At 66.3% G+C, this 23,995-nt stretch carries 22 protein-coding genes; 6 read left to right on the plus strand and 16 right to left on the minus strand.

The annotated features are described in order from the left end of the window. Positions 1-39: 39 nt before the first annotated feature. Positions 40-339 (minus strand): DUF1153 domain-containing protein, encoded by a 300-nt coding sequence (locus ACM61V_RS00680; protein WP_137785183.1) that lies wholly within the window; start codon positions 337-339, stop codon positions 40-42. A gap of 108 nt (positions 340-447) precedes the next feature. Beyond that, positions 448-678, minus strand: a complete 231-nt coding sequence (locus ACM61V_RS00685) for a hypothetical protein (protein WP_419713742.1) — start codon at positions 676-678, stop codon at positions 448-450. Between the two features lie 146 nt (positions 679-824). On the opposite strand from ACM61V_RS00685, the gene mnmA reads away from it, so the two are divergent. Then, positions 825-1,931: a tRNA 2-thiouridine(34) synthase MnmA gene (gene mnmA, locus ACM61V_RS00690; protein ID WP_137785185.1), complete on the plus strand. Its 1,107-nt coding sequence runs from the start codon at positions 825-827 to the stop codon at positions 1,929-1,931. On the opposite strand, the gene ACM61V_RS00695 is transcribed toward mnmA, so the two are convergent. From ACM61V_RS00695 to ACM61V_RS00710, 4 genes are read right to left on the minus strand one after another with little or no spacing between them, the layout of a single operon-like run. Beyond that, on the minus strand, positions 1,928-3,472 hold the full coding sequence (locus ACM61V_RS00695; protein ID WP_137785186.1) for a DHA2 family efflux MFS transporter permease subunit: 1,545 nt from the start codon (positions 3,470-3,472) through the stop codon (positions 1,928-1,930). The two genes, mnmA and ACM61V_RS00695, sit on opposite strands and share 4 nt — an antisense overlap. Before the next feature lie 12 nt (positions 3,473-3,484). After that, entirely contained in the window at positions 3,485-4,669 is a 1,185-nt protein-coding gene (locus ACM61V_RS00700; RefSeq protein WP_137785187.1) for an efflux RND transporter periplasmic adaptor subunit, read from the minus strand. Next, positions 4,666-6,075: an efflux transporter outer membrane subunit gene (locus ACM61V_RS00705; protein WP_137785188.1), complete on the minus strand. Its 1,410-nt coding sequence runs from the start codon at positions 6,073-6,075 to the stop codon at positions 4,666-4,668. The genes ACM61V_RS00700 and ACM61V_RS00705 overlap by 4 nt, the downstream gene beginning before the upstream one ends. Continuing rightward, the gene (locus ACM61V_RS00710; RefSeq protein ID WP_419713743.1) at positions 6,063-6,527 is read right to left on the minus strand and encodes a MarR family winged helix-turn-helix transcriptional regulator; all 465 of its coding nucleotides are present in this window, start codon (positions 6,525-6,527) and stop codon (positions 6,063-6,065) included. Before ACM61V_RS00710 ends, ACM61V_RS00705 begins: the two co-directional genes overlap by 13 nt. A gap of 117 nt (positions 6,528-6,644) precedes the next feature. Here ACM61V_RS00710 and ACM61V_RS00715 point away from each other — a divergent pair, with 117 nt between their 5' ends. From ACM61V_RS00715 to ACM61V_RS00725, 3 genes are all read left to right on the plus strand, one after another. Further along, positions 6,645-9,452: a M16 family metallopeptidase gene (locus ACM61V_RS00715; protein WP_137785543.1), complete on the plus strand. Its 2,808-nt coding sequence runs from the start codon at positions 6,645-6,647 to the stop codon at positions 9,450-9,452. 11 nt (positions 9,453-9,463) lie between these two features. Next, positions 9,464-9,760, plus strand: a complete 297-nt coding sequence (locus tag ACM61V_RS00720; RefSeq protein ID WP_137785190.1) for a hypothetical protein — start codon at positions 9,464-9,466, stop codon at positions 9,758-9,760. A gap of 133 nt (positions 9,761-9,893) precedes the next feature. Further along, positions 9,894-10,931, plus strand: a complete 1,038-nt coding sequence (locus tag ACM61V_RS00725; protein ID WP_137785191.1) for a hypothetical protein — start codon at positions 9,894-9,896, stop codon at positions 10,929-10,931. Positions 10,932-10,943: 12 nt separating this feature from the next. On the opposite strand, the gene ACM61V_RS00730 is transcribed toward ACM61V_RS00725, so the two are convergent. Genes ACM61V_RS00730 through gpmA form a run of 4 tightly spaced genes read right to left on the minus strand, consistent with a single transcriptional unit; the run spans position 10,944 to position 14,081 of the window. Further along, entirely contained in the window at positions 10,944-12,011 is a 1,068-nt protein-coding gene (locus ACM61V_RS00730) for a 5-(carboxyamino)imidazole ribonucleotide synthase (RefSeq protein ID WP_137785192.1), read from the minus strand. Next, positions 12,008-12,484, minus strand: a complete 477-nt coding sequence (gene purE, locus ACM61V_RS00735) for a 5-(carboxyamino)imidazole ribonucleotide mutase (protein WP_137785193.1) — start codon at positions 12,482-12,484, stop codon at positions 12,008-12,010. Before purE ends, ACM61V_RS00730 begins: the two co-directional genes overlap by 4 nt. 50 nt (positions 12,485-12,534) lie before the next feature. Next, positions 12,535-13,398 (minus strand): protein-L-isoaspartate(D-aspartate) O-methyltransferase, encoded by an 864-nt coding sequence (locus tag ACM61V_RS00740; RefSeq protein WP_137785194.1) that lies wholly within the window; start codon positions 13,396-13,398, stop codon positions 12,535-12,537. Continuing rightward, positions 13,395-14,081 carry a 2,3-diphosphoglycerate-dependent phosphoglycerate mutase gene (gene gpmA / locus ACM61V_RS00745; protein WP_137785195.1) on the minus strand — a complete coding sequence of 229 codons (687 nt, stop codon included), beginning with the start codon at positions 14,079-14,081 and terminating at the stop codon, positions 13,395-13,397. The genes ACM61V_RS00740 and gpmA overlap by 4 nt, the downstream gene beginning before the upstream one ends. Before the next feature lie 73 nt (positions 14,082-14,154). Between gpmA and ACM61V_RS00750 the strand changes: the two genes are divergently transcribed. Continuing rightward, positions 14,155-14,883 carry a dienelactone hydrolase family protein gene (locus ACM61V_RS00750; protein WP_137785196.1) on the plus strand — a complete coding sequence of 243 codons (729 nt, stop codon included), beginning with the start codon at positions 14,155-14,157 and terminating at the stop codon, positions 14,881-14,883. 109 nt (positions 14,884-14,992) lie between these two features. Continuing rightward, positions 14,993-16,324 (plus strand): NupC/NupG family nucleoside CNT transporter, encoded by a 1,332-nt coding sequence (locus ACM61V_RS00755; RefSeq protein ID WP_137785197.1) that lies wholly within the window; start codon positions 14,993-14,995, stop codon positions 16,322-16,324. A gap of 6 nt (positions 16,325-16,330) precedes the next feature. On the opposite strand, the gene ACM61V_RS00760 is transcribed toward ACM61V_RS00755, so the two are convergent. The 6 genes from ACM61V_RS00760 to ACM61V_RS00785 all read right to left on the minus strand — a co-directional run bounded on the left by ACM61V_RS00760 (position 16,331) and on the right by ACM61V_RS00785 (position 23,995). Next, positions 16,331-17,488 carry a glycosyltransferase gene (locus ACM61V_RS00760; RefSeq protein ID WP_137785198.1) on the minus strand — a complete coding sequence of 386 codons (1,158 nt, stop codon included), beginning with the start codon at positions 17,486-17,488 and terminating at the stop codon, positions 16,331-16,333. 141 nt (positions 17,489-17,629) lie between these two features. Then, the gene (locus ACM61V_RS00765) at positions 17,630-18,763 is read right to left on the minus strand and encodes an acyltransferase family protein (RefSeq protein ID WP_137785199.1); all 1,134 of its coding nucleotides are present in this window, start codon (positions 18,761-18,763) and stop codon (positions 17,630-17,632) included. 91 nt (positions 18,764-18,854) lie between these two features. Then, the gene (locus ACM61V_RS00770; RefSeq protein WP_137785200.1) at positions 18,855-20,036 is read right to left on the minus strand and encodes a glycosyltransferase family 4 protein; all 1,182 of its coding nucleotides are present in this window, start codon (positions 20,034-20,036) and stop codon (positions 18,855-18,857) included. 20 nt (positions 20,037-20,056) lie between these two features. Beyond that, positions 20,057-21,601: an O-antigen ligase family protein gene (locus ACM61V_RS00775; RefSeq protein ID WP_137785201.1), complete on the minus strand. Its 1,545-nt coding sequence runs from the start codon at positions 21,599-21,601 to the stop codon at positions 20,057-20,059. Between the two features lie 89 nt (positions 21,602-21,690). Next, the gene (locus ACM61V_RS00780; RefSeq protein WP_249341402.1) at positions 21,691-23,079 is read right to left on the minus strand and encodes an oligosaccharide flippase family protein; all 1,389 of its coding nucleotides are present in this window, start codon (positions 23,077-23,079) and stop codon (positions 21,691-21,693) included. 79 nt (positions 23,080-23,158) lie between these two features. Further along, positions 23,159-23,995, minus strand: a complete 837-nt coding sequence (locus ACM61V_RS00785) for a 2OG-Fe(II) oxygenase (protein WP_137785203.1) — start codon at positions 23,993-23,995, stop codon at positions 23,159-23,161.

A 23,995-nucleotide genomic window follows, 5' to 3' on the forward strand; every position in this document is an offset into this window, starting at 1 on the left:
CGCCGCTTGCTGTCCGGCGAACCGGATCGGGCATGAGCGTCAGTATTTCTGCTGGCGCTCGTACAGCGTCTTGTAATGCTGGATGCGCGTCACCCGAAGCCCTGGCATCCCCGACCGGTCGATCGCGCGTTGCCAGCCGGCGAACTCCTCCACGGTGAGGCCGTAGCGCTCGCAGACTTCGTCCACCGTAAGCAGGCCGCCGTTCACCGCGGCGACCACCTCGGCCTTGCGGCGCACCACCCACCGCGTCGTCGTGACCGGCGGCAACGAATCCAGCGTCAGCGGCTCACCAAGCGGCCCGATAACCCGTGCGGGGCGAATTTTCTGGTTCTCTATCATAACTTTAACTTTCGGTTCGGGGCGGGGGGCCCCCTCTCCAATCACAACAACCATGGCCTAATATGCAGGCCGTTGAGGGCCGGCTAAGCGGCACGGTAAACGCGGCCTTCATTCATCTTTCCATTCCGCCAACGCCCGCGCTGTGGCGCCGTTGAACGAGCCATCGTCCGGGGCGAAGCGCGTCGCGACAACTGGCCCGTGGGTCATCCGGGCATGCGCGATCGCCGTCGGCGATGCCGCCTGCCGCGCCGCCATCCGGACCAGCAGTACCGCCAGATCGACGGGCAGCGGCACTGCTGTGTCGGCGCGCCTGTCGAACCTGGCGAAACTCAAATCCATTGCGACCCTTTTGTTTTTTCACGCCCGTTCGGCGCGTTGGGGTCGTTGTAACCGGCGTTGCTGAAAGTCCCGTAAAGGGCGCTGAAACAGTTCATTCACCAAGGTTACTTTGCGCTCCGCCGCGCCCTCCTGTATCGGCGCCCGTCATGGATCAGGCGGATTTCCAGTTGGGCGAAAGCCTGTCGGGCAGGCGTATCGTCGTCGCGATGTCGGGCGGGGTCGACAGTTCGGTCGTGGCGGCGCTCGCGCATGCGACCGGGGCGGAAACGATCGGCGTCACGCTGCAGCTTTACGATCATGGCGAGGCGGTCGGCCGCAGCGGATCGTGTTGCGCTGGGCGGGATATTCGCGATGCCCGCGCGGTATGTGATCGGCTCGGCATCGCGCATTATGTGCACGATCATGAATCGCGCTTCCGCGAGACGGTGGTGGATAAGTTCGCCGACGAGTATCTCGCCGGGCGTACGCCGATCCCGTGCATCCAGTGCAACATGGGGCCGAAATTCACCGATCTTTTCGCGCTGGCGCGCGATCTTGGCGCGGATTGTCTGGCGACGGGCCATTATGTCCGCCGGGAGATCGGCGCGGATGGGCCGGAACTGCATCGCGGGCGCGATCCCGCCCGCGACCAGAGCTATTTCCTCTTCGCCACAACCCGCCCCCAACTCGATTTCCTGCGGTTCCCGCTTGGCTCATTGCCGAAGGCGCGGGTGCGGGAGATCGCTGCCGAGCTAGGTCTTGGCGTCGCGGCCAAGCCGGACAGCCAGGACATATGCTTCGTCCCCGATCGCGACTATGCCGGGCTGGTTCGCAGGCTGCGCCCTGAAGCGGATACGGCGGGCGAGATTGTGGACCTGGATGGCCGAACGGTGGGGCAGCATCGCGGCATCATCCACTTCACCGTCGGTCAGCGGCGAGGTCTGGAGATCGGAGGTGCGCCAGAGCCGCTATACGTCCTGCGCGTCGACGCGGCGGAGAAGCGAATTGTGGTCGGCCCGCGCGCCGCGCTTGCGGTCTGCGCTGCGCGGTTGGAGGGGATAAACGCGCTGGGGCCGCTCGATCGCCCCCTGACCGCGAAGGTGCGCTCGATGGCGAAGCCGGTGGCAGCGAGGCTGTCGGGCGATCGGTTGATGTTCGATGTCCCCGAATATGGGGTCTCGCCCGGCCAGGCGGCGGTACTCTACGACGGGGACCGCGTGCTCGGCGGCGGATGGATCGCGGAAACCGAGCCTGCGATGATGAACGCCGCCTAGTCCGCCGCCACCGGGCCGCCGCCGCCGGAGGGACGACGGCAGAACCACACCACGATCACCAGCACAGCCGAAAGCCACGCCGACAGCCGGAACAGATCCGTCGAGGCGAGCAGATATGCCTGCCCCACCATCTGCCGCGTCACCGCCGCGGCCGCCTGTGTCGCGTTCAGGCCAAGCCTCGCCATCCCCTCCACCGCCATGCGATAAGGCATGCCCGTTCCGATCGCCTCGGAGAGATGTGCCTGATGAAACGCCTCTCGGCGATCCCAGGCGGTGGTGATGATCGAGGCGGCGAACGCCCCCGCCACGATTCGCGCAAAATTGGAAATGCCCGTGGCCGACGGAATCCGCTCGGGCGGGATACGATCGAGCGATATGGTCACCATCGAGAGGAAGAATGTGCTCATCGACACGCCCTGCACCAGCAGCGGCAGCGTGAAATCCCAGAAGCTCGCGGTTGTCGTATAACCGGACCGCATCCAGTAACTCACCGCAAAGCCGATGAAAGAAATCGTCGCCAGGATGCGCGCGTCGATCCTGCCGGCCGCGCGCGCGGCAAACGGCGTCAGGAGCACCGCGACCACCCCGCTGGGTGCGGCGACCAGCCCCGCCCATGTCGCGGTATATCCAAGCTGGGTCTGCAACCATAAGGGCAGCAGCAGGATATTCGCGAAGAACACCGCGTAGCCGAGGCAGAAAGCGATCGTCCCGATCAGGAAGTTGCGGTTCGCGAACAGCGTCAGGTCGACCGTCGGGTTGGCGTCGGTAAGCTCCCAGATCAGCCACGCGGCGAAGGTGATCGCGGCCATCACCGCTAGCACGACGATCATGGGATCGCTGAACCAGTCCGCGTTCTTGCCGAGATCGAGCATGATCTGAAGCGAGCCTACCCACAACACCAGCAGGATCAGCCCGATCGTATCGATCGGGACCCGCGCGGTCGGCGTCTCGCGATCGCGCAGGTTGAACCAGCAGATCGAGGCGGCGAACATCCCGAACGGCACGTTGATGAGGAATATCCACGACCAGTGATAATTGTCGGAAATATAGCCGCCAAGGATCGGCCCCATGATCGGGGCGACCAGCGTCGTCATCGACCAGATGCCTAGCGCCGTGGAGCGCTTGTCCGGCGGGAAAATCGATATCAGCAGCGCCTGGCTTCCCGGCATCATCGGCCCGGAAACCGCCCCCTGCAACACGCGAAAGGCGATGAGCGACGGCAGGCTCCATGCCAGTCCGCACAGGAACGAGGCGATGGTGAACATTACCAACGACACGCAGAAGGTGCGCACGACGCCGAACCGTCGCATCAGCCACCCGGTCAGTGGCACGGAAATGCCGTTGGCGACCGCGAAGGCGGTGACGATCCACGTCGAATTGTCACTCGATACGCCGAGATTGCCGGCGATCGTCGGCAGCGAGACGTTCGCGATCGTGCTGTCCAGCACCATCATGAAGGTGCCGAGCGCCAGCGCGATCGCGACGAGCGCACGACGCCCGCCCTCCATCGGGCGGGGCTGCGGGGGCGCGGCGCTGGCCATGTTCCTATCGCCTCAGCGGTTCGCCGCGACGATCTCGCGGATGCGCGCCTCGACCGCCGGATTGCTCGCGTCGGTCGCCACGTCGCCACGATAGGGCGAAGCCGCCTGCTTCGCGAGCCGAACCCCGGAGAGATCGGCGGTGTCCACCGTGGCCTTCACCGACAGACCGACCCGAAGCGGGTTTTTATCCAGCTCCTTCGGATCGAGCGCGATGCGCACGGGCACGCGCTGCACGATCTTGATCCAGTTGCCGCTGGCGTTCTGCGACGGTAGCAGCGCGAAGGCATTGCCGCTGCCCGCGCCGAGACCGACGACGCGGCCATGATAGACGACCTTCCCGCCATACATATCGGACACCACCTCCGCCGGTTGGCCGATGCGCACATCGCGAAGCTGCGTCTCGCGCAGATTGGCATCCACCCACAAGCGGTTGAGCGGCACTACCGCCATCAGCGGCGCGCCAGCCTGAACCTGCTGACCGACCTGCACGGTGCGCTGCGCGATCACGCCATCGATCGGCGCGATGATGTGCATGTGGCTGCGGATGATCGCCGCACGGCGATAGGCGGCGATCGCCGTCATCACCGTCGGATTGTTGTTCACATCGGTGCCGGCCACGGTGCTGCGCGCCTGCGATTTCTGAGCGCGCGCCAGATTGAGCGTGGCGGTCGCAACCTTCACCGCATCCGCCGCATGACTAAGCTCCTCGCCGGAAATTGCGCCGGACGCGGCGGCGGCTTTGCGGCGGGCATAGTCCGCCTGCGCCGCGGAAAGCTGCGCCTGCGCCTGGATCACCGCGGCGCTGCTGGCCCCGACCCTGGAGAAATCGGCACGGGTCGCGCGGACCGCGCGCGCCAGTTCCGCTTCGGCTGCGGCCAGGTTGACGTCCGCGGTCGCGGGATCGAGATCGATCAGCGGCTGCCCCGCCTTCACCGCCTGCGTATTGTCGGCGTGGAGCGACACCACCGTGCCGCCGTCGCGCGCGGTGATCGCCACCACGTCGCCCGCGACATAGGCATCGTCGGTTTCCTCGGACGGCGGGGCGAGCAATACGCCAAAGACAAACCATGCGAGGGCGGCAAGCACCACCACCACGGCAAGCACGGTCAGCAGTCGCTTGCGGGCACCCGGATTGCCGCGCGGCAACGCGGCCGCAGGGGTCGGATCGTTATGCACGGGATTGTCTGCGTCGCTCATTGCTGAATGTCCCGGGAAGGATCGAAGCCACCACCGAGCGCCTGCGCGAGCTGGGCGCGCGCGGCGAGCGCATCGATGACAAGATTGGTCTCGGCAAGCTGCGCGTCGAGCAGCCGCACATCGGTGTCGATAAGGTCCAGCCGCGAGGCGAGCCCGCTCGAAACGCGAATGCCGTTGAGCCGCGCAGTTTCAGCATAGCCGCGTACCACGTCGCTCTGTTTCGCGCGCTCCGCATCGGCAGCGCGAGTCTTCGCCACGGCGTCCGCCGCCTCTCGCACCGCACCGACGACCTTGCCGTTATAGTCCGCTATCGCCAGATCGAGCCCGGCATTCGCTCCGGCAAGATCGGCCTTGAGCCGTCCACTATCGAAAATCGGCAGATGGATCGCGCCGCCGCCACCGGCAACACCGGAATCGGCATCGAAAAGATTGCCCAGTCCAAGCGCCTGCAACCCGGCGAGCGCGGAAAGATTGACGTTGGGATAGAAAGCGCGCCGCGCGACCTGGCGCCCGGCCGCCGCCGCCGCGATCCTCGCCTGCGCCGCCGCGATATCCGCGCGACGCGCCAGCAAATCGGCCGGGATCGTCGAAGGGATCGGCAACGTGGCATCAGCGCGCACATGCGTAACGCCGATCGTGGCGGGATAATCCGCGCCGCGACCGGCCAGTGCCGCCAGCGCGTTCGCCGCGAGCGCTCGCGCCGCCTGTGCGCGGGTCAGCGCCAGTTGCGCCTGCGCGAGAAGCGTGGTCGCTGCCTCTCGATCGAGCTTGCTCGCCAGATTGCTGCGAATGCGCACATCGGTCAGCCGCAGCGACTGGGAACGCGCCGCAATCGTGCGCCCGGCCAGCGCCGCCTGCCGTTCCGCGCGCACCACCTCAAGGTAGGTGGAGACAGTCGCCCCCTCCAGCATCAGCCGCGCCGCCGCCGCGTCCAGCTGCGCCGCCTGTGCCGAGGCGCGCGCACCCGCGATCGCCGCCTTCTGCCGCCCGAACAGGTCGAGGTTCCAGGCAAGATTCGCTTGCACGTTGCCCAGGAAGCGCACGGTGCCGCCATAGGGCGGCGGAATGATATAGGTGCCGGAGAGACGCTGAACCGTGCCGTCCGCATCGAAGGTTAGGTTCGGCCCATCGTCGGCGCGCCGCGAGGCGAGTGTCGCCTGCGCCTGACGCACGCGGGCGGCGGCTGCATCCAGCGACGGATTGCCCGCGATCGCATCCGCAACGATCCGGTCCAGCTGCGCATCTCCTAGCGCACGCCACCATCGCTGATCGACTGCGCGCAGATTCGCGTCGGTCAGCCCCAGATCGGCAGGAGCTTTCGGGTTCACCGCCGGGCGCGTATCCGGCGGCACGCAGCCCGCCAGCGATACGCCAGCCAGCAACGTCATGATCGTCAGGCGTCGCATGGCCCGGCCTTCTCCATTGATGATTTCAGTCGCCGCATCATTGTCAGCAGCGAATCCACCTCTTCCCGAGTCCAGTCAGCGAGCCAGTGATTCCAGCATTCGATAACCTTGCGCCGACCGCGCATCGCCACCTCGAAGCCAACCGGGGTAAGCGCCAGCCGGATCACGCGACGATCATCTTCGGCGCGGGTGCGCTCGACCCAGCCGCGCTCTTCCAGCGCATCGATCAGACGCGTCATCGCGCCCTTGTCATGTGCCATGTTGCGGGCAAGATCGGCGCACGTATCCGCAAAACCGAAATGCAGCGACACCAGTGTCATCCACTGCGTTGCCGTAACGCCCTCTTCCGCCAGCACACGATCGAGCCCCGCCATGCTCATCTGATTGATGAGCCGGACGATGTACCCCGGCGACGAATCGGGGACAAAGTTGGTCTCGTCGAACAGTGTCATTTCGTTGCTTTGGCAATCATTGCTCTGGCAGTCAACTGCCCTTTCGACGCGCTTTACGTTGCCCGCTCCCCGCCGTAGCGTCTCCGCTGTTGTTACAGGAGTTCTCGCTTGCGTTTTATGACGATCAGCGGCGCTGCGCTTGCACTGGCGCTCGCCTCCCCAGCCGCTTTCGCTCAGTCCGGCGCCGGCAAGGCAGCTCCGGTCTCACGATTGGTCCGCGCGATCGATATCCCTTACGAGCAATTCACGCTCAAGAACGGCTTGCGCGTCGTCGTTCACACCGATCGCAAGGCCCCGGTCGTGGCGGTCAGCGTATGGTATGACGTCGGGTCGAAGCATGAGCCGGCCGGCAAGACCGGCTTCGCGCATCTGTTCGAGCATCTGATGTTCAACGGCAGCGAGAATGCGCCGGGTGACTTCTTCGAGCCGCTCAAACAGGTGGGCGCAACCGATCTGAACGGCACCACCTATTTCGATCGTACCAACTATTTCGAGACGGTGCCGAGGTCCGCGCTCGATCGCGCGCTGTTCCTCGAAAGCGACCGCATGGGCTGGCTGACCGGCGCGATCACGCAACGCGTGCTCGATACGCAGCGCGGCGTCGTTCAGAATGAGAAGCGTCAGGGTGACAATCGCCCCTATGGCCTGATCCGCTATAAATTGACCGAGGGGCTGTTCCCCGCCGACCATCCCTATGGCCACACCACGATCGGCTCGATGGCGGATCTCGACGCCGCCAGCCTCGCTGACGTGAAGGGCTGGTTCCACGATCATTATGGTCCAAACAACGCCGTACTCGTCCTGGCCGGAGACATCGACGCCGCCACCGCGAAGCCGCTGGTGGAAAAATATTTCGGCGCGATCCGGCCCGGTCCGAAGAGCGTGCTGCCGAAGGTCGCCGTCCCGACGCTTGCCGCCCCCAAGGCCGAGGTGATGAAAGATCGCGTCGCCGCCCCGATGGTGCTCAAGGCATGGGCGATCCCCGGGCTGAACGACCCGGATTCGGTGCCGCTGGACGTGGCGGCGGCAGTGCTGGGCGGCCTCGCCAGTTCGCGGCTTCAGAACGTGCTGGTGAAGCAGGAGAAGCTGGCGGTGGATGTGGGCGCGGACGCGGATGATTTTGCCCAGGCCGGCATGTTCACCGTCAACGCGGTCGTCCGCCCCGGCGTCGATCCAGCGGTGGTATCGAAGCGGCTGGACGCGATCGTCGCCGATCTCGCGAAAAACGGCCCGACCGCGGACGAGGTGCAGCGCGTACTTACCAGCGCCGTCGCCGGCCGCATCGGCGGGCTGGAGCGAGTCGGCGGGTTCGGCGGCAAGGCGGTCGCGCTGGCCGAGGGCGAGCTCTATTCGGGTGACCCCGGCTTCTACAAGAAACAGCTCGCCGCGCTTGCCGCGCAGACGCCGGAAACCGTTCGCGCCGCCGCCCGCAAGTGGCTGGAGCGCCCCGCCTATACTCTTACCGTCGTACCCGGCGAGCGCGAGCATTATGCCGAGGCGCTGGCCGGCGCGCCAAAGCCGGAAATGTCGCCCGAGAAGGCGCCTAAGGGAACGCGCGGGCCGATCCCGGCGGCGGGCGCGGTCGCCGATCTCGCTTTCCCGAAAGTGGAGCGCACGCATCTCGCGAACGGCATCGAGCTGATCTACGCCAACCGCACCACCGTGCCGATCACGCGCGGCGTCCTCAGTTTCGATGCGGGCACCGCTGCCGATGTTGCCGACAAGCTCGGCACCCAGACGCTGACGCTGGCGATGATCGACGAGGGCACGCCAAAGCTCGATTCGATCCGGCTCGCGGAGGCGAAGGAGCGGCTCGGGCTGAATATCTCGACCGGCTCTTCCGCCGACCGCACGACCCTCAGCTTTGAGGCGCCGAGCGCGAATCTCGTGCCGGCGGTGGCGCTATGGGCCGATATCGCCCGCACGCCCGCGTTTCCCGAAAGCGAGTTGCCGCGCGTGAAAAGCCAGCTGCTGGCCGGCATCGCGCAGGAACTGACCGATCCGGCCGGGCTTACCCGCCGCGTGCTGCCCCCGATCCTCTACGGCGCCGGCAGCCCGTATGCGAAGGGGCGCGGAAGCGGCGACGCCAGGGCAGTGGAAGCGCTCACGCGCGCTGATCTGCTTGCCTTCCGTCAGGCGTGGCTGCGGCCCGACAAGGCGAAGATCTTCGTCGTCAGCGATCGGCCGCTGGCGGAGGTGAAGGCGGTGCTGGATAACGCGTTCGGGGAATGGCGGCCGAATGGCGCCGCTGGCGAGAAAATTTTCCGGGAGGACCGCAGCCTGCCCGCCCCGCGCATCGTGCTGATCGACAGGCCGGACTCGCCGCAGTCGCTGATTTCGGGCGGCCTGCGCACCTCGCTGCGCGGCACCGACGATCTGCTCGCAGTGACAACGGCAAACGACTCGCTCGGCGGCGATTTCCTCAGCCGCCTCAACATGGATCTGCGGGAGGACAAGCATTGGTCCTATGGCGTGTCCGGCAATTTCGTTCGCAACGCTTTCGCCGCGCCCTATGTCGTCCGCGCGCCGGTCCAGGCCGACAGGACCGGCGCGTCGATCGCGGCGCTGCGTGACGACATGACCGCATTCGTCACCACCAGGCCGATCACGCAGTTCGAGTTCGACCGAAGCGTTGCCGACGCGACTCGCTCGCTCGCGGGAAACTTCGAGGCAGGGAGCGACGTGCTGGCCGCGATGCAGGCGAACGACCTTTATCGTCGGCCGGACGACTATTACGCCACGATCACGCAGAAATATCGTGCGCTGACCCGCGACGAGCTGGACGCTACGGCAAGGCGGGTGATCGACCCGAAGCGCTTTGTGTGGGTAGTCGTGGGCGATGCGAAAGTCGTGAAGCCGCAGCTTGACTCGCTCGGTCTGCCGGTCGAGGTCGTCACGGCTGCGTCCATCGCGGACGCGAAATAAGGAGAGCGCCCATGGCCGTTGATGGCACCTACGATATCACCGTGAAATCCCCGCTCGGTGATCAGAAATCGACCCTCACCGTAAAGACTGACGGCGCAACCTTCACCGGCACCGCTGCCGGCGCGATGGGTTCGTCCGACATCTCCGGGGACGTCGACGGGAACACGATCAGCTGGAAGCAGCAAATGACCGTGCCGATGCCGATGACGCTCGACATGAAGGCGACGATCGATGGCGACAGCGTGACCGGCACGGTCGGCGCCGGGGCGTTCGGCAGCTTCCCGCTGAACGGCACGCGCACCGCCTGAGAAATCCGTCCCGGGATACGAATTCGGCCACGCTGGCATATGCTGGCGTGGCCGATTTCGTTCACGTTAGAGCGCGGTTCAGCGCCAAAGCTGCCGATTGACGCAACCGTGCCTTTTTGAGACGATCCGTTTCATGGGCGGGATAACATCCAACGCGATCTACCTTGCCTCGTCGCTTACGGCCGCCAGCAATGCCTCGGCGGTGGCAGCCGAAACGACCGTCGTCCCGGTTATCGTTGCAGATGCTCCGCAACCGACGCAGCCGATAACGCCGCTCAGTCGCGGCTATGTCATCCTCGATGTGCCGGCAGCCGCCCGCCCGCCGGAAACGCCGAACCTTGGCGAGCTTATCAACACGGAGATCCGGCGTCACGCAGAGCAATATAGCGCTCCGGGCCCCGTTACATCGCCTTGGGCGGCCGGTCCTGGTGAGAGCGCTCCGCTCGCCGGTGATACCGGCGACATGGATCGCGACGTGCTTGCCGAGCATGAAACGCGCATCGCCCTGTTGAAGCAGCGGATCGACCGGCTGCGCGCTGATCATAAGGACAACGCCGCGGCCCTCATTCGCGATCTGGGCACACGCCTGAAGCGCGCCCAGGCCGCGCGAAAGCTCGCGATGGCGCGCGCGATTCTGACCGGCGACAATGCCCGCCCCGGCGAGCAGATCGCGGCTAGTCTTTCGGGCGATTCCCTGCCGCCCGTATCGGCACCGTCTGCGCACAAGCCCATCGCGCGCTTGGTAACAGGGAAGCACGGCAACGTGATCGCCCGCGCCACGCCCGATTCTCCAAAACCCAGGGATTTGGCGATCGGGCGAGCACCGCGCGCGTACGGACGATCGCTATCCCTCGGTCAGATGGCGACGGCCAAAGCGCTTAACGGCGTCCAGCTCGCCCATGCCACCGCGGCGGGATGGCGTTCCTCACGGGTACACCATGTCACGACGCGTCGAAATGCGCCGACCGATCGCCGCCTCGTCGCCTCGACCAAAGCCGATCGCACCAGCGCTTACCGCCTCGCCCATGCGCGTCGCCTGCTGTCGAACGCCCGCACCAAGCTGGCGTCGGCCGGGAAGCCTCCGGCAGTCTCGATCAGAACGGTCGGCTTATGGCAGTGGGACGGCAGCGACAAATGGACGCTCGCCAGCTATCGGCGCCCCCGGGCCTGAAACTTTCCGGGTCTAGCGCTTGAGGCGCGTGACATGCCCCATCTTGCGCCCCGGCCGCGCCTCGCGCTTTCCGTAAAGGTGCAGGTGCGCGTCGGGCTCCGCGAGCAGCTCGGGCCAGCGCTCCCAGGCGTCGCCGATCAAATTCTCCATCTCCACCCGGGGGGCGGTAAGCGCGACATCGCCCAGCGGCAGGCCGCAGATCGCACGGACATGGTTTTCGAACTGCGAGGTCGTCGCGCCCTCGATCGTCCAGTGGCCGGAATTGTGCACACGCGGCGCCATCTCGTTGAACACGGGGCCGTCATCGGTGGCGAAGAATTCACACGTCAGCACGCCGACATGGCCGAGCGTTTCCGCGATTCGCCCGGTCAGCGCCGCCGCTTCCGCCCAATGACGCGCGATCTCGGCCGGCGCGGGCAGCGTCGAGCGGGCGAGGATCGCATCCTCATGCACGTTCCACGGCGGCGGATAGCTTACCATCGTGCCGTCCGCCGCGCGTACCAGCACGATCGAGAATTCGTGGCTGAAGGCAACGAACGCCTCCAGCACGGCGGGGCCCTTGATCGCCTCCCACGCCGCGTCGGCATCGGCAGGGGCATGCAGCCGTACCTGCCCCTTCCCGTCGTAACCCATGCGTGTTGTCTTGAGCACGGCGGGCGTCCCCACGCTGGCGATCGCGTCGTCGAGCGCGGCGCGGCTGTTCACCGCCGCCCATTTCGCGGGCCGGCCGCCAAGCTGCTCGACGAACTTCTTCTCCGCCACCCGCTCCTGCGCAACGCGCAACGACGCCGGAGAAGGACGCACCGGCACCCGCTCGGCAAGCCATTCGACCGGCTCGACCGCGATATTCTCGAATTCGTAGGTCACCACGTCGCACTGCGCGGCGAAATCGGCGAGCACGATGCGGTTGTGGTAATCCGCGCGTGTCAGCGAGGAGGCTGTCTGCGCCGCGACACTCTCGCGATCCGGCGCCAGCACATGAGTGCGATAGCCCAACTCGGCTGCGGCCGATGCCAGCATCCGTCCGAGCTGGCCGCCGCCCAGGATGCCGATCGTCGATCCGGGAGGCAGGATCGTCATTGCGGCGTATCGGCCACGCTGTCGGTCTGCGCCTGCCGCCACGTCTTGAGCCGCCCCTCCAGCGCCGGATCCGACAGCGCGAGAATCGACGCGGCGAGCAGCCCCGCATTGGTCGCCCCGGCCTTGCCGATGGCGAGCGTGCCGACGGGTATGCCCCCCGGCATCTGCACGATCGACAACAGGCTATCCATGCCCTTCAACGCCTTGGACTCCACCGGCACCCCCAGCACCGGCAGATGCGTCATCGCTGCCGCCATGCCCGGCAGATGCGCCGCGCCGCCCGCGCCCGCGATGATGACGCGGATGCCGCGATCGGCCGCGCCATGAGCATAATCGTAAAGCCGCTGGGGGGTGCGATGCGCGGAAACGACGCGGGTCTCATGGGCGATGCCCAGCGCGTCGAGCACGTCCGCCGCGTGTCGCATCGTCTCCCAATCGGAAGTGGAGCCCATGATGATGCCGACTTGCGCCATTGCGGGCGGTTAGCGGGACACGACGTTGAGGGCAATGCCCGGATTGCGGTTCAACGCGCCTTGCGCTTCCCGGGGAGCGCTTCTTTCTGCGGCACGAACATCGGCGCGATCACCGGCGCGGAAAAACAATCCGGGATGGCGTTATCGTAAACGCCGCCGCGCACGCGCTCATCGCGCGCACCCTGCCCGGCGAGCGGCACGAACATCGTCCAGCCGAGCGAGCATCGCGTCGTGCTGGTTGCCCCGGTCTTGGTGATGACAAGCAATTGCTCGCTCGCCCATGTCGCCCCGACAGGCATCACCAGACGACCACCGACTTTCAACTGGTCGAGTAACGGCTGGGGCACCTTGTCGCTGCCGGCGGCGACGATGATCGCGTCGAACGGCGCGCGCTCTGCCCAGCCGGCGAACCCATCACCGCTGCGCACGTCGACATTGGCATAGCCCAGCCTGGCCAGGCGTTCGCGCGCAGTCGCGGCGAGGTCCGGCATGATTTCGACGGATGCGACATGATCGGCAAGGCGCGCCAGCACCGCCGCCTGATAGCCGGTGCCGGTGCCGATATCGAGCACGTTCGCATGCGGGGGAAGCTGCGCTGCCGCCGTCATCAGCGCCACCGCGGAGGGGGCTGAGATCGTCTGGCCGTCGGCGATGTCCAGCGATCGATCGGCGAATGCGAGCTTGCGCTGGGCCGCCGGCACGAACGCCTCGCGCGGCACCTGCTCCAGCACAGCGAGCGCGCGCGCCAGCGCGGCGTTGTCCGCATCCGGGGCGGCGCGATGGATCGACTGCCTGATCGCCGCGACCATCGCCTTGCGCCCGCCATCGCCCGTGCGCGAAGCGGCCGGCGCCGCCACCGCCAGCAGCACGAGCGCCGCCAGCCACCACGCGCGCGTGGTTGGAATTTTGTTCAACGCTCGCTCAGGTAATAGCGGTCGGTGGCATTGAGCGCGTCGTCCAGCTCGTAGACGATCGGTTGGCCGGTCGGGATTTCGAGGCTGGTGATCTCGTCGTCCGGGATGTTGCTGAGGTGCTTCACCAACGCGCGCAGCGAATTGCCGTGGGCGGAGATCAGCACGCGCTGGCCATCGCGCAGCGCCGGGGCGATGCGCGTTTCCCAATAGGGCAGAACGCGCGCGATCGTGTCCTTCAGGCTCTCGGTCGCGGGCACGTCGATCCCGGCATAGCGCCGGTCGCTGGCGAGGTCATAGGGGCTGCCCGCCTCCAGCGGCGGTGGCGGCACATCGAAGCTGCGGCGCCAGATATGGACCTGCGCCTCGCCATGCTTCGCCGCCGTCTCCGCCTTGTCCAGCCCGGTCAGCCCGCCATAGTGGCGCTCGTTGAGCCGCCAGTCCTTCTCGGTCGGCAGCCACAGCCGCCCCATCGCCTCCAGCGCGAGGTTGAGCGTCTTGATCGCGCGCGTCTGGAGCGAGGTGAAGGTCATGTCGAAATCGAGGCCACGGGCGCCCATCAGTTCCCCGGCGGTGCGCGCTTCGGCAGCGCCCTTCTCGGTCACGTCCACATCCCACCAGCCGGTGAAGCGATTTTCGAGGTTCCACGCCGACTGGCCGTGGCGGATGAGGACGAGGCGGGGCATTGGCTCTCCTTGCGATGCGGGCGGCCGCTCTGTAGCGCGTCCTGCATATCGGGCAACCTTTGGGAGAGAAGCGATGGCAATCGTCCGGCAGACCTTGGTGTATGACGGCCCCGGCGGCCCGTTCGAGGGCGTGATCGCCTATGAGGACGAGGTGGAAACCCCGCGCCCGGGCGTGCTGGTGATCCCGAATATCCTGGGCCAGAAGGAATCGGACAACGTCCACGCCGAAAATCTCGCCAAGCTCGGCTATGTCGGCTTCGCCTGCGACGTTTTCGGACAGGGCCGGCGCAAGACGCGCGAATCGCCGGCGATGTCGGAATATATGGATGAGCTGAACGCGGATCGCGCGCTGCTGCGGGATCGGCTCGTCGCATCGCTCGGCGTCCTCAAGGGCTTCGGTCATGTCGACCCGGCGAAGACCGCGGCGGTGGGTTATTGCTTCGGCGGCAAATGCGCGCTCGACATGGCCCGCGCCGGGCTCGACATCCGTGGCGCGGTAAGCTTCCACGGCGTCTACGACCGGCCCGATTACGCGAACGTCAACCCGATCGGGCCGAAGCTGCTGGTGTGCCACGGGTGGGAAGATCCGATCGCCCCGCCCGACGCGATGGTCGCGCTCGGCAAGGAACTGACCGAAAGCGGCGCGGACTGGCAGATCCATGCTTATGGCAATGCCGGCCACGCCTTCACCGACATCGAGCTGAAAGGGCACAGCCCGCATCCCGCCGTCGCCTATGAAGAGCGCGCGGACCGGCGGAGCTGGGCGGCGATGCAGCATTTCCTGGCCGAACTGTTCGTCTGAAACGTCGCCCTCCAGCAGGGGGGCGAATCAGGCTGGCAGCCGCGCGGCGCGCGTGTAAATATGCGCGCCCACGCGGGGGGCCGCGTCTTCCACAACCACGCGGGTATCCATGCATCGTTTTCTTATCGGCATTGCCGGCATCGTCGTGATCCTGTTGATCGCGCTGGCATTGTCGACCGATCGCCGGGCGATCCGGCCGCGCGTCGTCGGGGCGGCCTTCGCGCTTCAGGCGGGGATCGCGGTGATGGTGCTATACGCGCCGTGGGGGCGGCACGCGCTGGCCTTCCTGTCCGGCGGCGTGGCGAACCTGCTATCCTATGCCAATGCCGGCACCGCCTTCCTGTTCGGAAAGCTGGCGGATGATCCGCTGGGCAAGAATTTCGCGATCCAGGCGCTGCCGGTCATCATCTTCTTCGCGGCGCTGGTGTCGATCCTCTACCACCTCGGCATCATGCAGCTCGTGGTGCGCTGGATCGGCGGCGGGATCGAAAAGATCATCGGCACCAGCAAGGTGGAGAGCCTGTGCGCGGCGGCGAACATCTTCGTCGGCCAGTCCGAATCGCCGCTTGTGATCCGCCCCTATCTCGCCGGCCTCACCCCGCCGCAGCTCTTCACCGTGATGACGAGCGGCATGGCGGGCGTCGCCGGCACGATCCTGGCGGCCTATGCCTCGATGGGGATCAGGATCGAATATCTGCTCGCGGCCAGCTTCATGGCGGCGCCGGGCGGCATCCTGATGGCGAAGATCATCATGCCGGATCGCGCGCAGCCGATCGAAGGCGAATTGCCGCTGGGCGACATGAGCGATGAGGATCGGCAGATCGCGATCGCCGAGGCGCGGATCAGCGGCAAGGGCCCCGCCGCGCTACTTCCCGAAGGAACCCCCGGCGAACCGATGCCGCAGGCGACGCATGACGAGGAGCGCCCCGCCAATCTCATCATGGCCGCCGCCCAGGGCGCGCAGACCGGCGTGCGGCTGGCGGTAGCGGTCGGCGCGATGGTGCTGGCGTTCGTCGCGCTCGTCGCGCTCGCCAACGGCATCCTCGGCGGGATCGGCGGGTGGTTCGGCTATCCGGGGCTGAGCTTTCAGGGGCTGCTTGGCTATGTGTTCGCCCCGGTGATGTTCCTGCTCAACGTGCCGTGGCATGAGGCGGGGATCGCGGGCGGGCTGTTCGGCCAGAAGATCGTGCTGAACGAATTCGTCGCCTACATTTCGCTCGGCGAGCAGCAGGGCCAGCTCAGCCAGCGGACCGTTGCGATCATCACGTTCGCGCTGTGCGGATTCGCCAACTTCTCGTCGATCGCGATCCAGATGGCGGTGACGGGCAGCCTCGCGCCCAACCAGCGCCCCGTCATCGCCCGGCTCGGCGTGCGTGCGCTGCTTGCCGGCAGCCTTGCCAATCTGATGTCGGCGGCGCTCGCCGGTCTGCTGATCGCCTGACGCGATTCACGCGGCGCGCTGGCGGCTCACCCGGGGCCGGCGCGTCCGCCGGCGCTGCGTCCAGACGAACTGGGTGGCGACGCCGAAGTTGAACACCGCGCTCATCAGCGCCCCGGCGATGCCGGCCAGCGGCCAGTTGTCGATGCCCGCCAGCACCAGATCGGCAACCCCGATGTTCGCGATCCCGCCGATCGAGCACACCAGGCAGAATACGAAATAGCCAATGACGAACCGGCCGCCGCGCAACCGCTGCGAACGATATGTCACCGAATTGTTGATGACGTAGTTGAGCGTCATGGCCACCACCGTCGCCGTCGTCTGCGCGACGAGGAAAGTGCTGCCAAACGCCTTCAGCGTCTGCAGCACGACAAGGTGGGACAGCAGGCCCAGCCCGCCGACCGCAGAGAACAGCACGAAGCGCGGCGGGATCAGCCCGCGCGTCACCTTCTCGATCAGCAGGAACAGGAATTCCAGCATGATCATCAGATCGACCTTGCTCTCCCCTTGCGTCCGGTTGCGGAAAACATAGGGGATCTCGGTGATCTTCAACTCGCGCGGGGCGGAGCTGATGATGTCGAGCAGGATCTTGTAGCCCTGCTGGGACAGATCGTGGACGCAGGCGTGGAACACATCGCGGCGGATCGCGAAGAAACCGCTCATCGGATCGCTGATGCCAGTGCCGAGCACGATATTGGCACACCAGGTGGCGAAGCCGCTCATCGCCTGCCGGTCCCTGGACCAGTCGCCGACGCTGCCGCCCTCGACATGCCGGCTGCCGACGACCAGATCGCTGTCGCCATCCGCGATCAGCGACAGCATCCGGGGCAACAGCCGCTCGTCATGCTGAAGATCCGCATCGATCACCGCGATTACCGGCGCGGTCGCCGCGAGCGCGCCTTCCACCACCGCCGAGGCGAGCCCGCGCCGGCCGATCCGGCGGATGCAGCGCACCGGATAGCCCTCGTGCGCTACCGCAAACGCCTCTTCCGAGGTGCCGTCGCCGCTGTCGTCATCCACGACGATCAGTTCCCAGCGCGTCTCGCCCATCGCCGCCGCGATCGCCATCACCAGCGGGCGGATATTGTCCCGCTCGTGATAGGCGGGCGAGATGATCGACAATTGCGGCACGGCCGGCCGCGCGCCGACCGGGGCCGAACCCGCCATCGTGACGGCCGCTCCGTCGGGAGCCGGGGTTACTGACATGGGCGAAACCTCGAAAGAACAGGCGGGACGCGGGTTGGCGCGCCGGTAGCAACATCCCCCGCGCTTAGCCAGAAAAGCGTAAAAATGCCGTGCCGCCCGCGATCAGGGCGCGACGAGCGTCGTCTCCTCGGCCAGCGGCCGCCGATCCTTGCGGTGATCGGGCCCGCTGCGCACGCGCGGCAGAAACCAGCGCTCGACCAGATACCAGCTCGCCACCCCCGCCGCGAGCGAACAGGCCAGCGCGGCGATCACGAATACCGGAAACGGCACCACATGCCGCAACAGCGCCACCAGCATCTGCTGGATCGGAAAGGCATAGAGGTAGCAGCCATAGGAAAAGTCGCCGAACCGCGCCGCATTCCCCATCCGCACCCGCGCGTCGAAAGCGAGATAGAGCACGCCATACACGAGGGTCGGCGGCAGCAGCAGCCGGGTGAGCACCAGCCGTAGCGGATCGGCGAGCGGCAGATGCGCCGCGATCAGGGTGGCCGCGACGAGCCCGGCCAGCAGCCATCCGCTGCGCGGCACCCGATCCCGATAGATATACGCCGCCCCGCCGAGCACGAAGGGCGGCAGCACGTTGAACCAGAAATAGGCGACGCCGATGATCGCCTTCAGGCTGCCGCCGTCCGGGTGGCGGCCGGTCATGTCCAGCCACACCCGCACGGCCATCACGCCGATGGCGATCACCAGATAGGCGGGCCGCCACCGCAACACCCCGCACAGGCCGAGCGCCATGACCCCCAGATAGCACCAGAATTCGTACGGGATGCTCCACAGCGATCCGTTCACCGCGCCGCCGCCGAACGCATCGGACGTGATGATATAGTTCCTGAGCAGCAGATTGGACGCGATGCCGAGCATTTCGGCCCCGCGCAGTGCACCGAAGGCGCGCGATGAGAATGCCGGCACGATCACCAGCGAACACAGCGTCACCGCGATCAGATAGCCGGGATAGATCCGCATCACACGGCGCTTCAGATAGCTGCGCCACGTCGTCGATCGCTGCCAGCTTGCCGTGATGAGGAAGCCGCTGATCGCGAAGAACGCCAGCACACCCAGATTGCCGGCGTTGTACGTGCCCGCCATCGCGAGCGAAATCCACTCACCCGCTTCGGTATGAAACCAGAGCGCGAAGGAATGCGACCATACGACCAGCAGCGCCATCGCCAGCCGGATCGCATCGAAATTGTTGCTGCGCTGCGCCTTGTCGTCGCGGGGGATCAGAAGCGGCATGGCGCGATCCTGCGCGCGGGGCCGGCGCGAGTCGAGCCGTCGATCGCCGCCCCACGCACCGATCGGGAGGGTGCGGCGGGGCGGCCCCGTCTCAACCGATCACGGCCCGGTAGAAATCCACCGTCTGCGCCGCGATCCGCGCCGGCGCCAGCAGCCCCGCGCACAGGTCACGCCCGGCAGCGCCCACCTGGGCCAGTCGCGCCCGGTCGGACAGCGCCTCGACGATCGCATCGGCCACCGCAGCCGCATCGCCAACCGGCGCGACGAAGCCGTTGCGGCGGTTTTCCACGATCTCCGCGATCCCAAAGGTATCGGATGCGAGAATAGGCATACCGGCCGCGAGTCCTTCCGTGAGGCTGTAGGCCAGCACTTCGAAGCGCGAGGTGGAAACGCTCAGCGTCGATTGAAGCCGCAAATCGCGAATACGATCCGGCTTCACCGCCCCAAGATAGGCGATGCGCTTTTGAGTCTCGGAGCGAAGGTGGAGCTTCGAATAGTCATCGAAGCAGCGAGCTTCCCCGTCATCTCCCACAATGCCGACGTCAGGCCCGCACATCGTCAATCGCAGCGTCGGCCGACGCTGCAACGCGAGGTCGAAAGCGCGCAGCATTATATCTGCACCCTTGCGGAGATCAAACCGGCCGACAAACAACAATTGGTCGGGATTGCAATGAGCGCTTGACCAAGTGTCGGCGGGCGACGCGACCGGAATCGGGTTGTAGATCGGGGCGGCGTGGACGGGGCTGACGCCATAGTGGTCCAGCGTCGCAGCCATCATCTTGGGCGACGGACACGTGACTCCAGCGGTGTCCGCGATAGATCCCCGTTCAACCACGATCCGCGCCGCGCTGATCCGCGCGATTTCCGGCGGCTCGCAGGCATCCTTGCCATAGATATGCGGGCCATGGAGGCGGGCGACGACGGGGATGCCCAGGCCGATGCGCCCTGCGAAACCGAAGCTTTCCTCGATCTCCAGAACATCGATCGGATGCGCGGCGTGGATCTTCTCGATGATATGCCGGAACGTCACCGGCCATTCGGTCGGCGGGCGGCCGAAGACCCGCTCCTTCGCGCGTCGCAGCCGGGCGGGCAGGCGCGTATCCGGGCCGACCGGCTCGACGCGCCCGTCGTCATACTCGATGCCGAAGCGATCGAACACGGTGACACGATGCCCGGCCTCCCGCAGCGCCGCCTGCATGATGCGCGCATAGGTGACGATCCCGTTGGCGGAGCCGGTGGATGGCAGCGCCGGGGCGTACATCGCGATATGCATGGATGGCCTTCCCAAGGGGTTCAGGCCGACTGACCGAGCGGCACCGCATCCTCGCGCGGCATCCGGGCGACGAGGCTGCGAAACGCTGGCGGCTGTTCCGCCCTGCCCGCCGCGTCGCCCACCCTTGCGAGCCGCACATAAGCGCTCATCAGCCCCATCGAGAGCAGGACGAGCGGGATCATCCGGTCGATCGTGGAGGTGAACGTCAAACAGGCGAAGCACGCGCCGATCATCGCGAACGGCAATGCCACCGGCGTCTGCGCGTCATGCGCGCTCGCTCTTCCCCGCAATCGCCAGCCGATCACCATCGGTGTGAACCAGGCGATGAGCCACAATGCCAGCCCGCCCAGGCCGCTGATCAACGCCACCGTCAAATGGGTGTTGACGAAATCGATGATATGCTCGCCCTGCCGCATGTCGTTCATCGACACCTCGAGCTGCGCGCGCGTCTGCCCGGTGACGGGATGCGTCGCGACCTCCTGAAGCCCGCGCGCCAGCAGGTTCTTGCGATAATCCGCCGTCCAGTTCGCAGCGCCCGAGCGGCCGACCAACCGGCCGATCCTGCTATCGCTGGGGGCGAACGAGACGAAGACCGCCCCGGCGACGAGGCTCGCCGAAACCAGTCCGACGAGAAGCAGGGTGCGTCGCTCGTACAACAGATACAGCGCGCCGCCGACCAGCACCGCGATCCACGCCCCGCGGGACTGGCTGCCGATCATGCCCGCCGCCAGCGCCACCATGATCGCCGCCCAGGCGACAGGCCGGAAACGCGGCCGCAACGTCACCATCGCGAGCATGGCAAGGCCAAGGATCAGCCCCAGCGTCGCGGGATTGGTCACCGCCCCCTGCGCCCTCAGGAAGCCGGCCCGGATCGAGAGCGTGGCGCTCATCCCCATCGGCACGCCGAGCGAATCGTAGAACGCCTGATACAGCGGCCATCCGCGAAAGGATTCGAAGATCGCCACCACGGCGTTGCAGAAGGCGCCCAGGACGAACAGCAACGTCCCGTCGCTGGCGATCCTGCGCGTCGAAACCAGCCTGGCCAGCAGGTAGAATGGCGGAACGATCGACAGCATGGTCGTGAAGATCGACCTCAATACCCCGGTCAGCGGGATGCCGCGCGTCTCCATCAACAGGCTGAACGCGAAAAACAGCCACACCGCGATGTCGATCGCCGCGACCGGCCTTGCACGGCCCCGGTTCGTGAAAACCAGCGCGCCCAGCGCGCCGAGATTGAAGGCATCGATCGCCGATAGATCGCCGAGATATACCCCGCCCGCTATGTAGTTTTGCAGCAGCGTCGGGAACAGCGGCAGCAGCAGCAGATAGCGCCTGACCAGTTGCGCGGGCTTGCCCACCGACAGGAGCGGAATGACGAACATGAAGGCGTAGAAGACGTTCTTGTCGCGCCCGAACAGCCCGACCACCGGGATCGCCAGCGCCAGCGCCATGTCGAGCGGGCCGATCAGCCGCCGCGCCTCCCCCTTCAGGGCAAAGCGGAACAAGGCGAACGCGACGATCAGCAGCGCCTCGATGAAAATCAGCACCTTCAACGAAACGATCATCACCTATCCCCAAAGCCCGTCTGGCGGGATCAACGCCTTCCCGCGGCCGATCGACAAACCCCCACATGCACGTCTGGCATATCCGGCGCTTATCTGCTCCCCAACATCATCAGTCCGAACGAGGCAGCGCCCCCGCCCACGGCGCCCCCGGCCGCGATCACCGCAAACGCAAGCAAGTCATGGCGCAGGCTGTAGAGCCCGAGCCGGTTCAACCGGAATGCGCCATAGCAATAAGCGGGCAGCTCGATGAGGGCCAGCGCCGCCACGATCCCGATCGGCCCGATCCAGACATAACCCAGCGCCGCTGCGATGAGCAGCCAGCACACGCGCGTGATGTTCATTTCCAGCGTCATGCGGACGCGTCCGATCGAAACCATGAATTCGTTCATCGGCTTGGTGAGCATTATCATCGCGGTCGTGATCGCGAGCAGGTGAAGGTAACGCGACGCCTCCGCATAGCGTGGATCGTACAGGAGCCGGACGAGCAGCGACGCCGAACCGAGCAAGCCGCCAGCGGCAAACAGATAGCCGAAGAACACCGCGCCCCGCATGCCGTAGAACGTCTCGCGCATCCGGTCGGGCGTGGTCCGCCACGCCTCGGCAAGCGCCGGATAGATGATCCGGGAACTGTAGAGATGGACCACAGCGATCGGCGCGGTCGCCAGAGACCCGGCGATCGAATAGACGCCGAACTGCTGGAGCGAAAACAAGCGGGCCAGAACCAGCCGATCGACCTGGCTGATGAGCAGCGTCAACGTGCTCGACGCGGCGATCAGCCGCGAGAACCGCCACAATTCGCTGGCGATCGGGCGGTGAAGGCGCAGCCGATGGGCGGCTTCGGGAAACACGATATAGCTCGCTATCGCGCGTGTCGCGCTCTGCGCGATGATCGCGATCACGATCGCCCAGGCGCTGCGCAGGAACCATGCCGCGACAAGGCCCACCGCAAGCTGCACGAGGAAGGCGACGAAATCGACGATCGACAGCTTGCGCACCATCTTGCGGCGCAGCGCGGTGAGCAGCGACAATGAGGACGCCCCGTCGATCGCGAGGCTGATCGCCGCAACCGCCATCAGCGGCGCAAGCCCGTGCTTGTCGAGCAACAGCGCGAGCGGCACGGCCAGCGCGACGGCCACGAGCGCGTTTGCCGCGCCACGCAGCACATGGATCGTCCAGACCGCGTCGAGGAATTCGCGCTCCAGCCCGCGCTCATGACGCACGATGAACGCCTGGCAGCCGGTATCCGTTATCATCGTGATGACGAAGAAGATCGCCATGACGATGCCGATCAACCCGTAATCGGACGGCGCGAGCAGACGCGTCAGCACCACCGTGTTCGCGATCCGCAGGACGTTCATGAGAACCGTCGTCCCGATCAGCGTTGCCGACGGGCCGGTCAGACGGCGTGGCGAGAGCATCGGCGCCGCGCGCGCGCGCAGCGACCGCACGGCGGACAATCGGCTTTCCGGCACCCCCATCTTCGTCAAAACAACGTCCTGAACAATCTGTATGCGGTCGCGTCGAGCGGCGGTCCGGCGCTATTCTCCGCAGGCGATATCAAGAGAAGGGATTCAATCGGTTAACGACACCCTGCAGCCGCGGCGGAATCCAGTCGTTGACGAAATGACGGAAGGCCACGGCGCGATCGGGGCGATCCTCGGTGCCCGGGCGGGCGCGGAAGTTCGTCGATCGCCTGACGATATCGCCCGCATCCGCCTCAACCGCGGTGTAATAATAGGTGGCGATGGAGCGCCGATCGCGATCCTCCGGGCAGGCCAGCGGGTCGGGATGGCCGTGATAACTGTCCAGCGTGGTGCTGAACACCACGGCGCGCCCGAGATGCGGCGCGACTTTCACCTCGCACGCCTTCATCTTCGTATCCCACAATTCCAGCGCACCGCCCCAGGATTCGTCCCAGTCTTCGTTCAGATAGACCAGCAGGTTCAGCCGCCGCTCCAGCTTCAGCGTTTCGTGGATGTTGAAATCGGCATGGACGCCCAGATGCCCTCCGCGCCGCGTGAGATGGAGGCCGCCGCCGCTGTAATAGGGATCGGGGATAAGCCCCGCGATCCCCGTCATCCGCTCAAGAAAGGCGATGAATGCCTCGCTGTTCAGCTCCGCGAGCAGGTTCAGCGCAAGAGGATCATCGATCGCGGCGGGCTGGAACTGATATTTGAACCGCTCCTGCTCGCGATCGAAAAACTGCCGGTCCTCGATCGACGGGTAATGGCGGGCGATGTCTCGAAGCATCGCGCGATCGAGGAAATCGTCGATGGCGATGTGCGGGAATGGCGCGGCGCCGCGATAGCTTTCGGCACGGGCAGCGCCAGCCTGTTCGCACTCCGCCTTGTCGAAGCGCCGATACCCCGACCCCTCGAATGTCAGCACTGCCAT

The organism is Sphingomonas sp. TX0543 (assembly GCF_048565505.1).
Lineage (GTDB): Bacteria > Pseudomonadota > Alphaproteobacteria > Sphingomonadales > Sphingomonadaceae > Sphingomonas.

What these genes read in the sequence shown, in the direction of transcription:
- ACM61V_RS00680 (WP_137785183.1), bottom strand. Translation starts at nt 339, where the DNA reads ATGATAGAGAACCAGAAAATTCGCCCCGCACGGGTTATCGGGCCGCTT.
- ACM61V_RS00685 (WP_419713742.1), bottom strand. Translation starts at nt 678, where the DNA reads ATGGATTTGAGTTTCGCCAGGTTCGACAGGCGCGCCGACACAGCAGTG.
- mnmA (WP_137785185.1), top strand. Translation starts at nt 825, where the DNA reads ATGGATCAGGCGGATTTCCAGTTGGGCGAAAGCCTGTCGGGCAGGCGT.
- ACM61V_RS00695 (WP_137785186.1), bottom strand. Translation starts at nt 3,472, where the DNA reads ATGGCCAGCGCCGCGCCCCCGCAGCCCCGCCCGATGGAGGGCGGGCGT.
- ACM61V_RS00700 (WP_137785187.1), bottom strand. Translation starts at nt 4,669, where the DNA reads ATGAGCGACGCAGACAATCCCGTGCATAACGATCCGACCCCTGCGGCC.
- ACM61V_RS00705 (WP_137785188.1), bottom strand. Translation starts at nt 6,075, where the DNA reads ATGCGACGCCTGACGATCATGACGTTGCTGGCTGGCGTATCGCTGGCG.
- ACM61V_RS00710 (WP_419713743.1), bottom strand. Translation starts at nt 6,527, where the DNA reads ATGACACTGTTCGACGAGACCAACTTTGTCCCCGATTCGTCGCCGGGG.
- ACM61V_RS00715 (WP_137785543.1), top strand. Translation starts at nt 6,645, where the DNA reads ATGACGATCAGCGGCGCTGCGCTTGCACTGGCGCTCGCCTCCCCAGCC.
- ACM61V_RS00720 (WP_137785190.1), top strand. Translation starts at nt 9,464, where the DNA reads ATGGCCGTTGATGGCACCTACGATATCACCGTGAAATCCCCGCTCGGT.
- ACM61V_RS00725 (WP_137785191.1), top strand. Translation starts at nt 9,894, where the DNA reads ATGGGCGGGATAACATCCAACGCGATCTACCTTGCCTCGTCGCTTACG.
- ACM61V_RS00730 (WP_137785192.1), bottom strand. Translation starts at nt 12,011, where the DNA reads ATGACGATCCTGCCTCCCGGATCGACGATCGGCATCCTGGGCGGCGGC.
- purE (WP_137785193.1), bottom strand. Translation starts at nt 12,484, where the DNA reads ATGGCGCAAGTCGGCATCATCATGGGCTCCACTTCCGATTGGGAGACG.
- gpmA (WP_137785195.1), bottom strand. Translation starts at nt 14,081, where the DNA reads ATGCCCCGCCTCGTCCTCATCCGCCACGGCCAGTCGGCGTGGAACCTC.
- ACM61V_RS00750 (WP_137785196.1), top strand. Translation starts at nt 14,155, where the DNA reads ATGGCAATCGTCCGGCAGACCTTGGTGTATGACGGCCCCGGCGGCCCG.
- ACM61V_RS00755 (WP_137785197.1), top strand. Translation starts at nt 14,993, where the DNA reads ATGCATCGTTTTCTTATCGGCATTGCCGGCATCGTCGTGATCCTGTTG.
- ACM61V_RS00760 (WP_137785198.1), bottom strand. Translation starts at nt 17,488, where the DNA reads ATGGCGGGTTCGGCCCCGGTCGGCGCGCGGCCGGCCGTGCCGCAATTG.
- ACM61V_RS00765 (WP_137785199.1), bottom strand. Translation starts at nt 18,763, where the DNA reads ATGCCGCTTCTGATCCCCCGCGACGACAAGGCGCAGCGCAGCAACAAT.
- ACM61V_RS00770 (WP_137785200.1), bottom strand. Translation starts at nt 20,036, where the DNA reads ATGCATATCGCGATGTACGCCCCGGCGCTGCCATCCACCGGCTCCGCC.
- ACM61V_RS00775 (WP_137785201.1), bottom strand. Translation starts at nt 21,601, where the DNA reads ATGATCGTTTCGTTGAAGGTGCTGATTTTCATCGAGGCGCTGCTGATC.
- ACM61V_RS00780 (WP_249341402.1), bottom strand. Translation starts at nt 23,079, where the DNA reads ATGGGGGTGCCGGAAAGCCGATTGTCCGCCGTGCGGTCGCTGCGCGCG.
- ACM61V_RS00785 (WP_137785203.1), bottom strand. Translation starts at nt 23,995, where the DNA reads ATGGCAGTGCTGACATTCGAGGGGTCGGGGTATCGGCGCTTCGACAAG.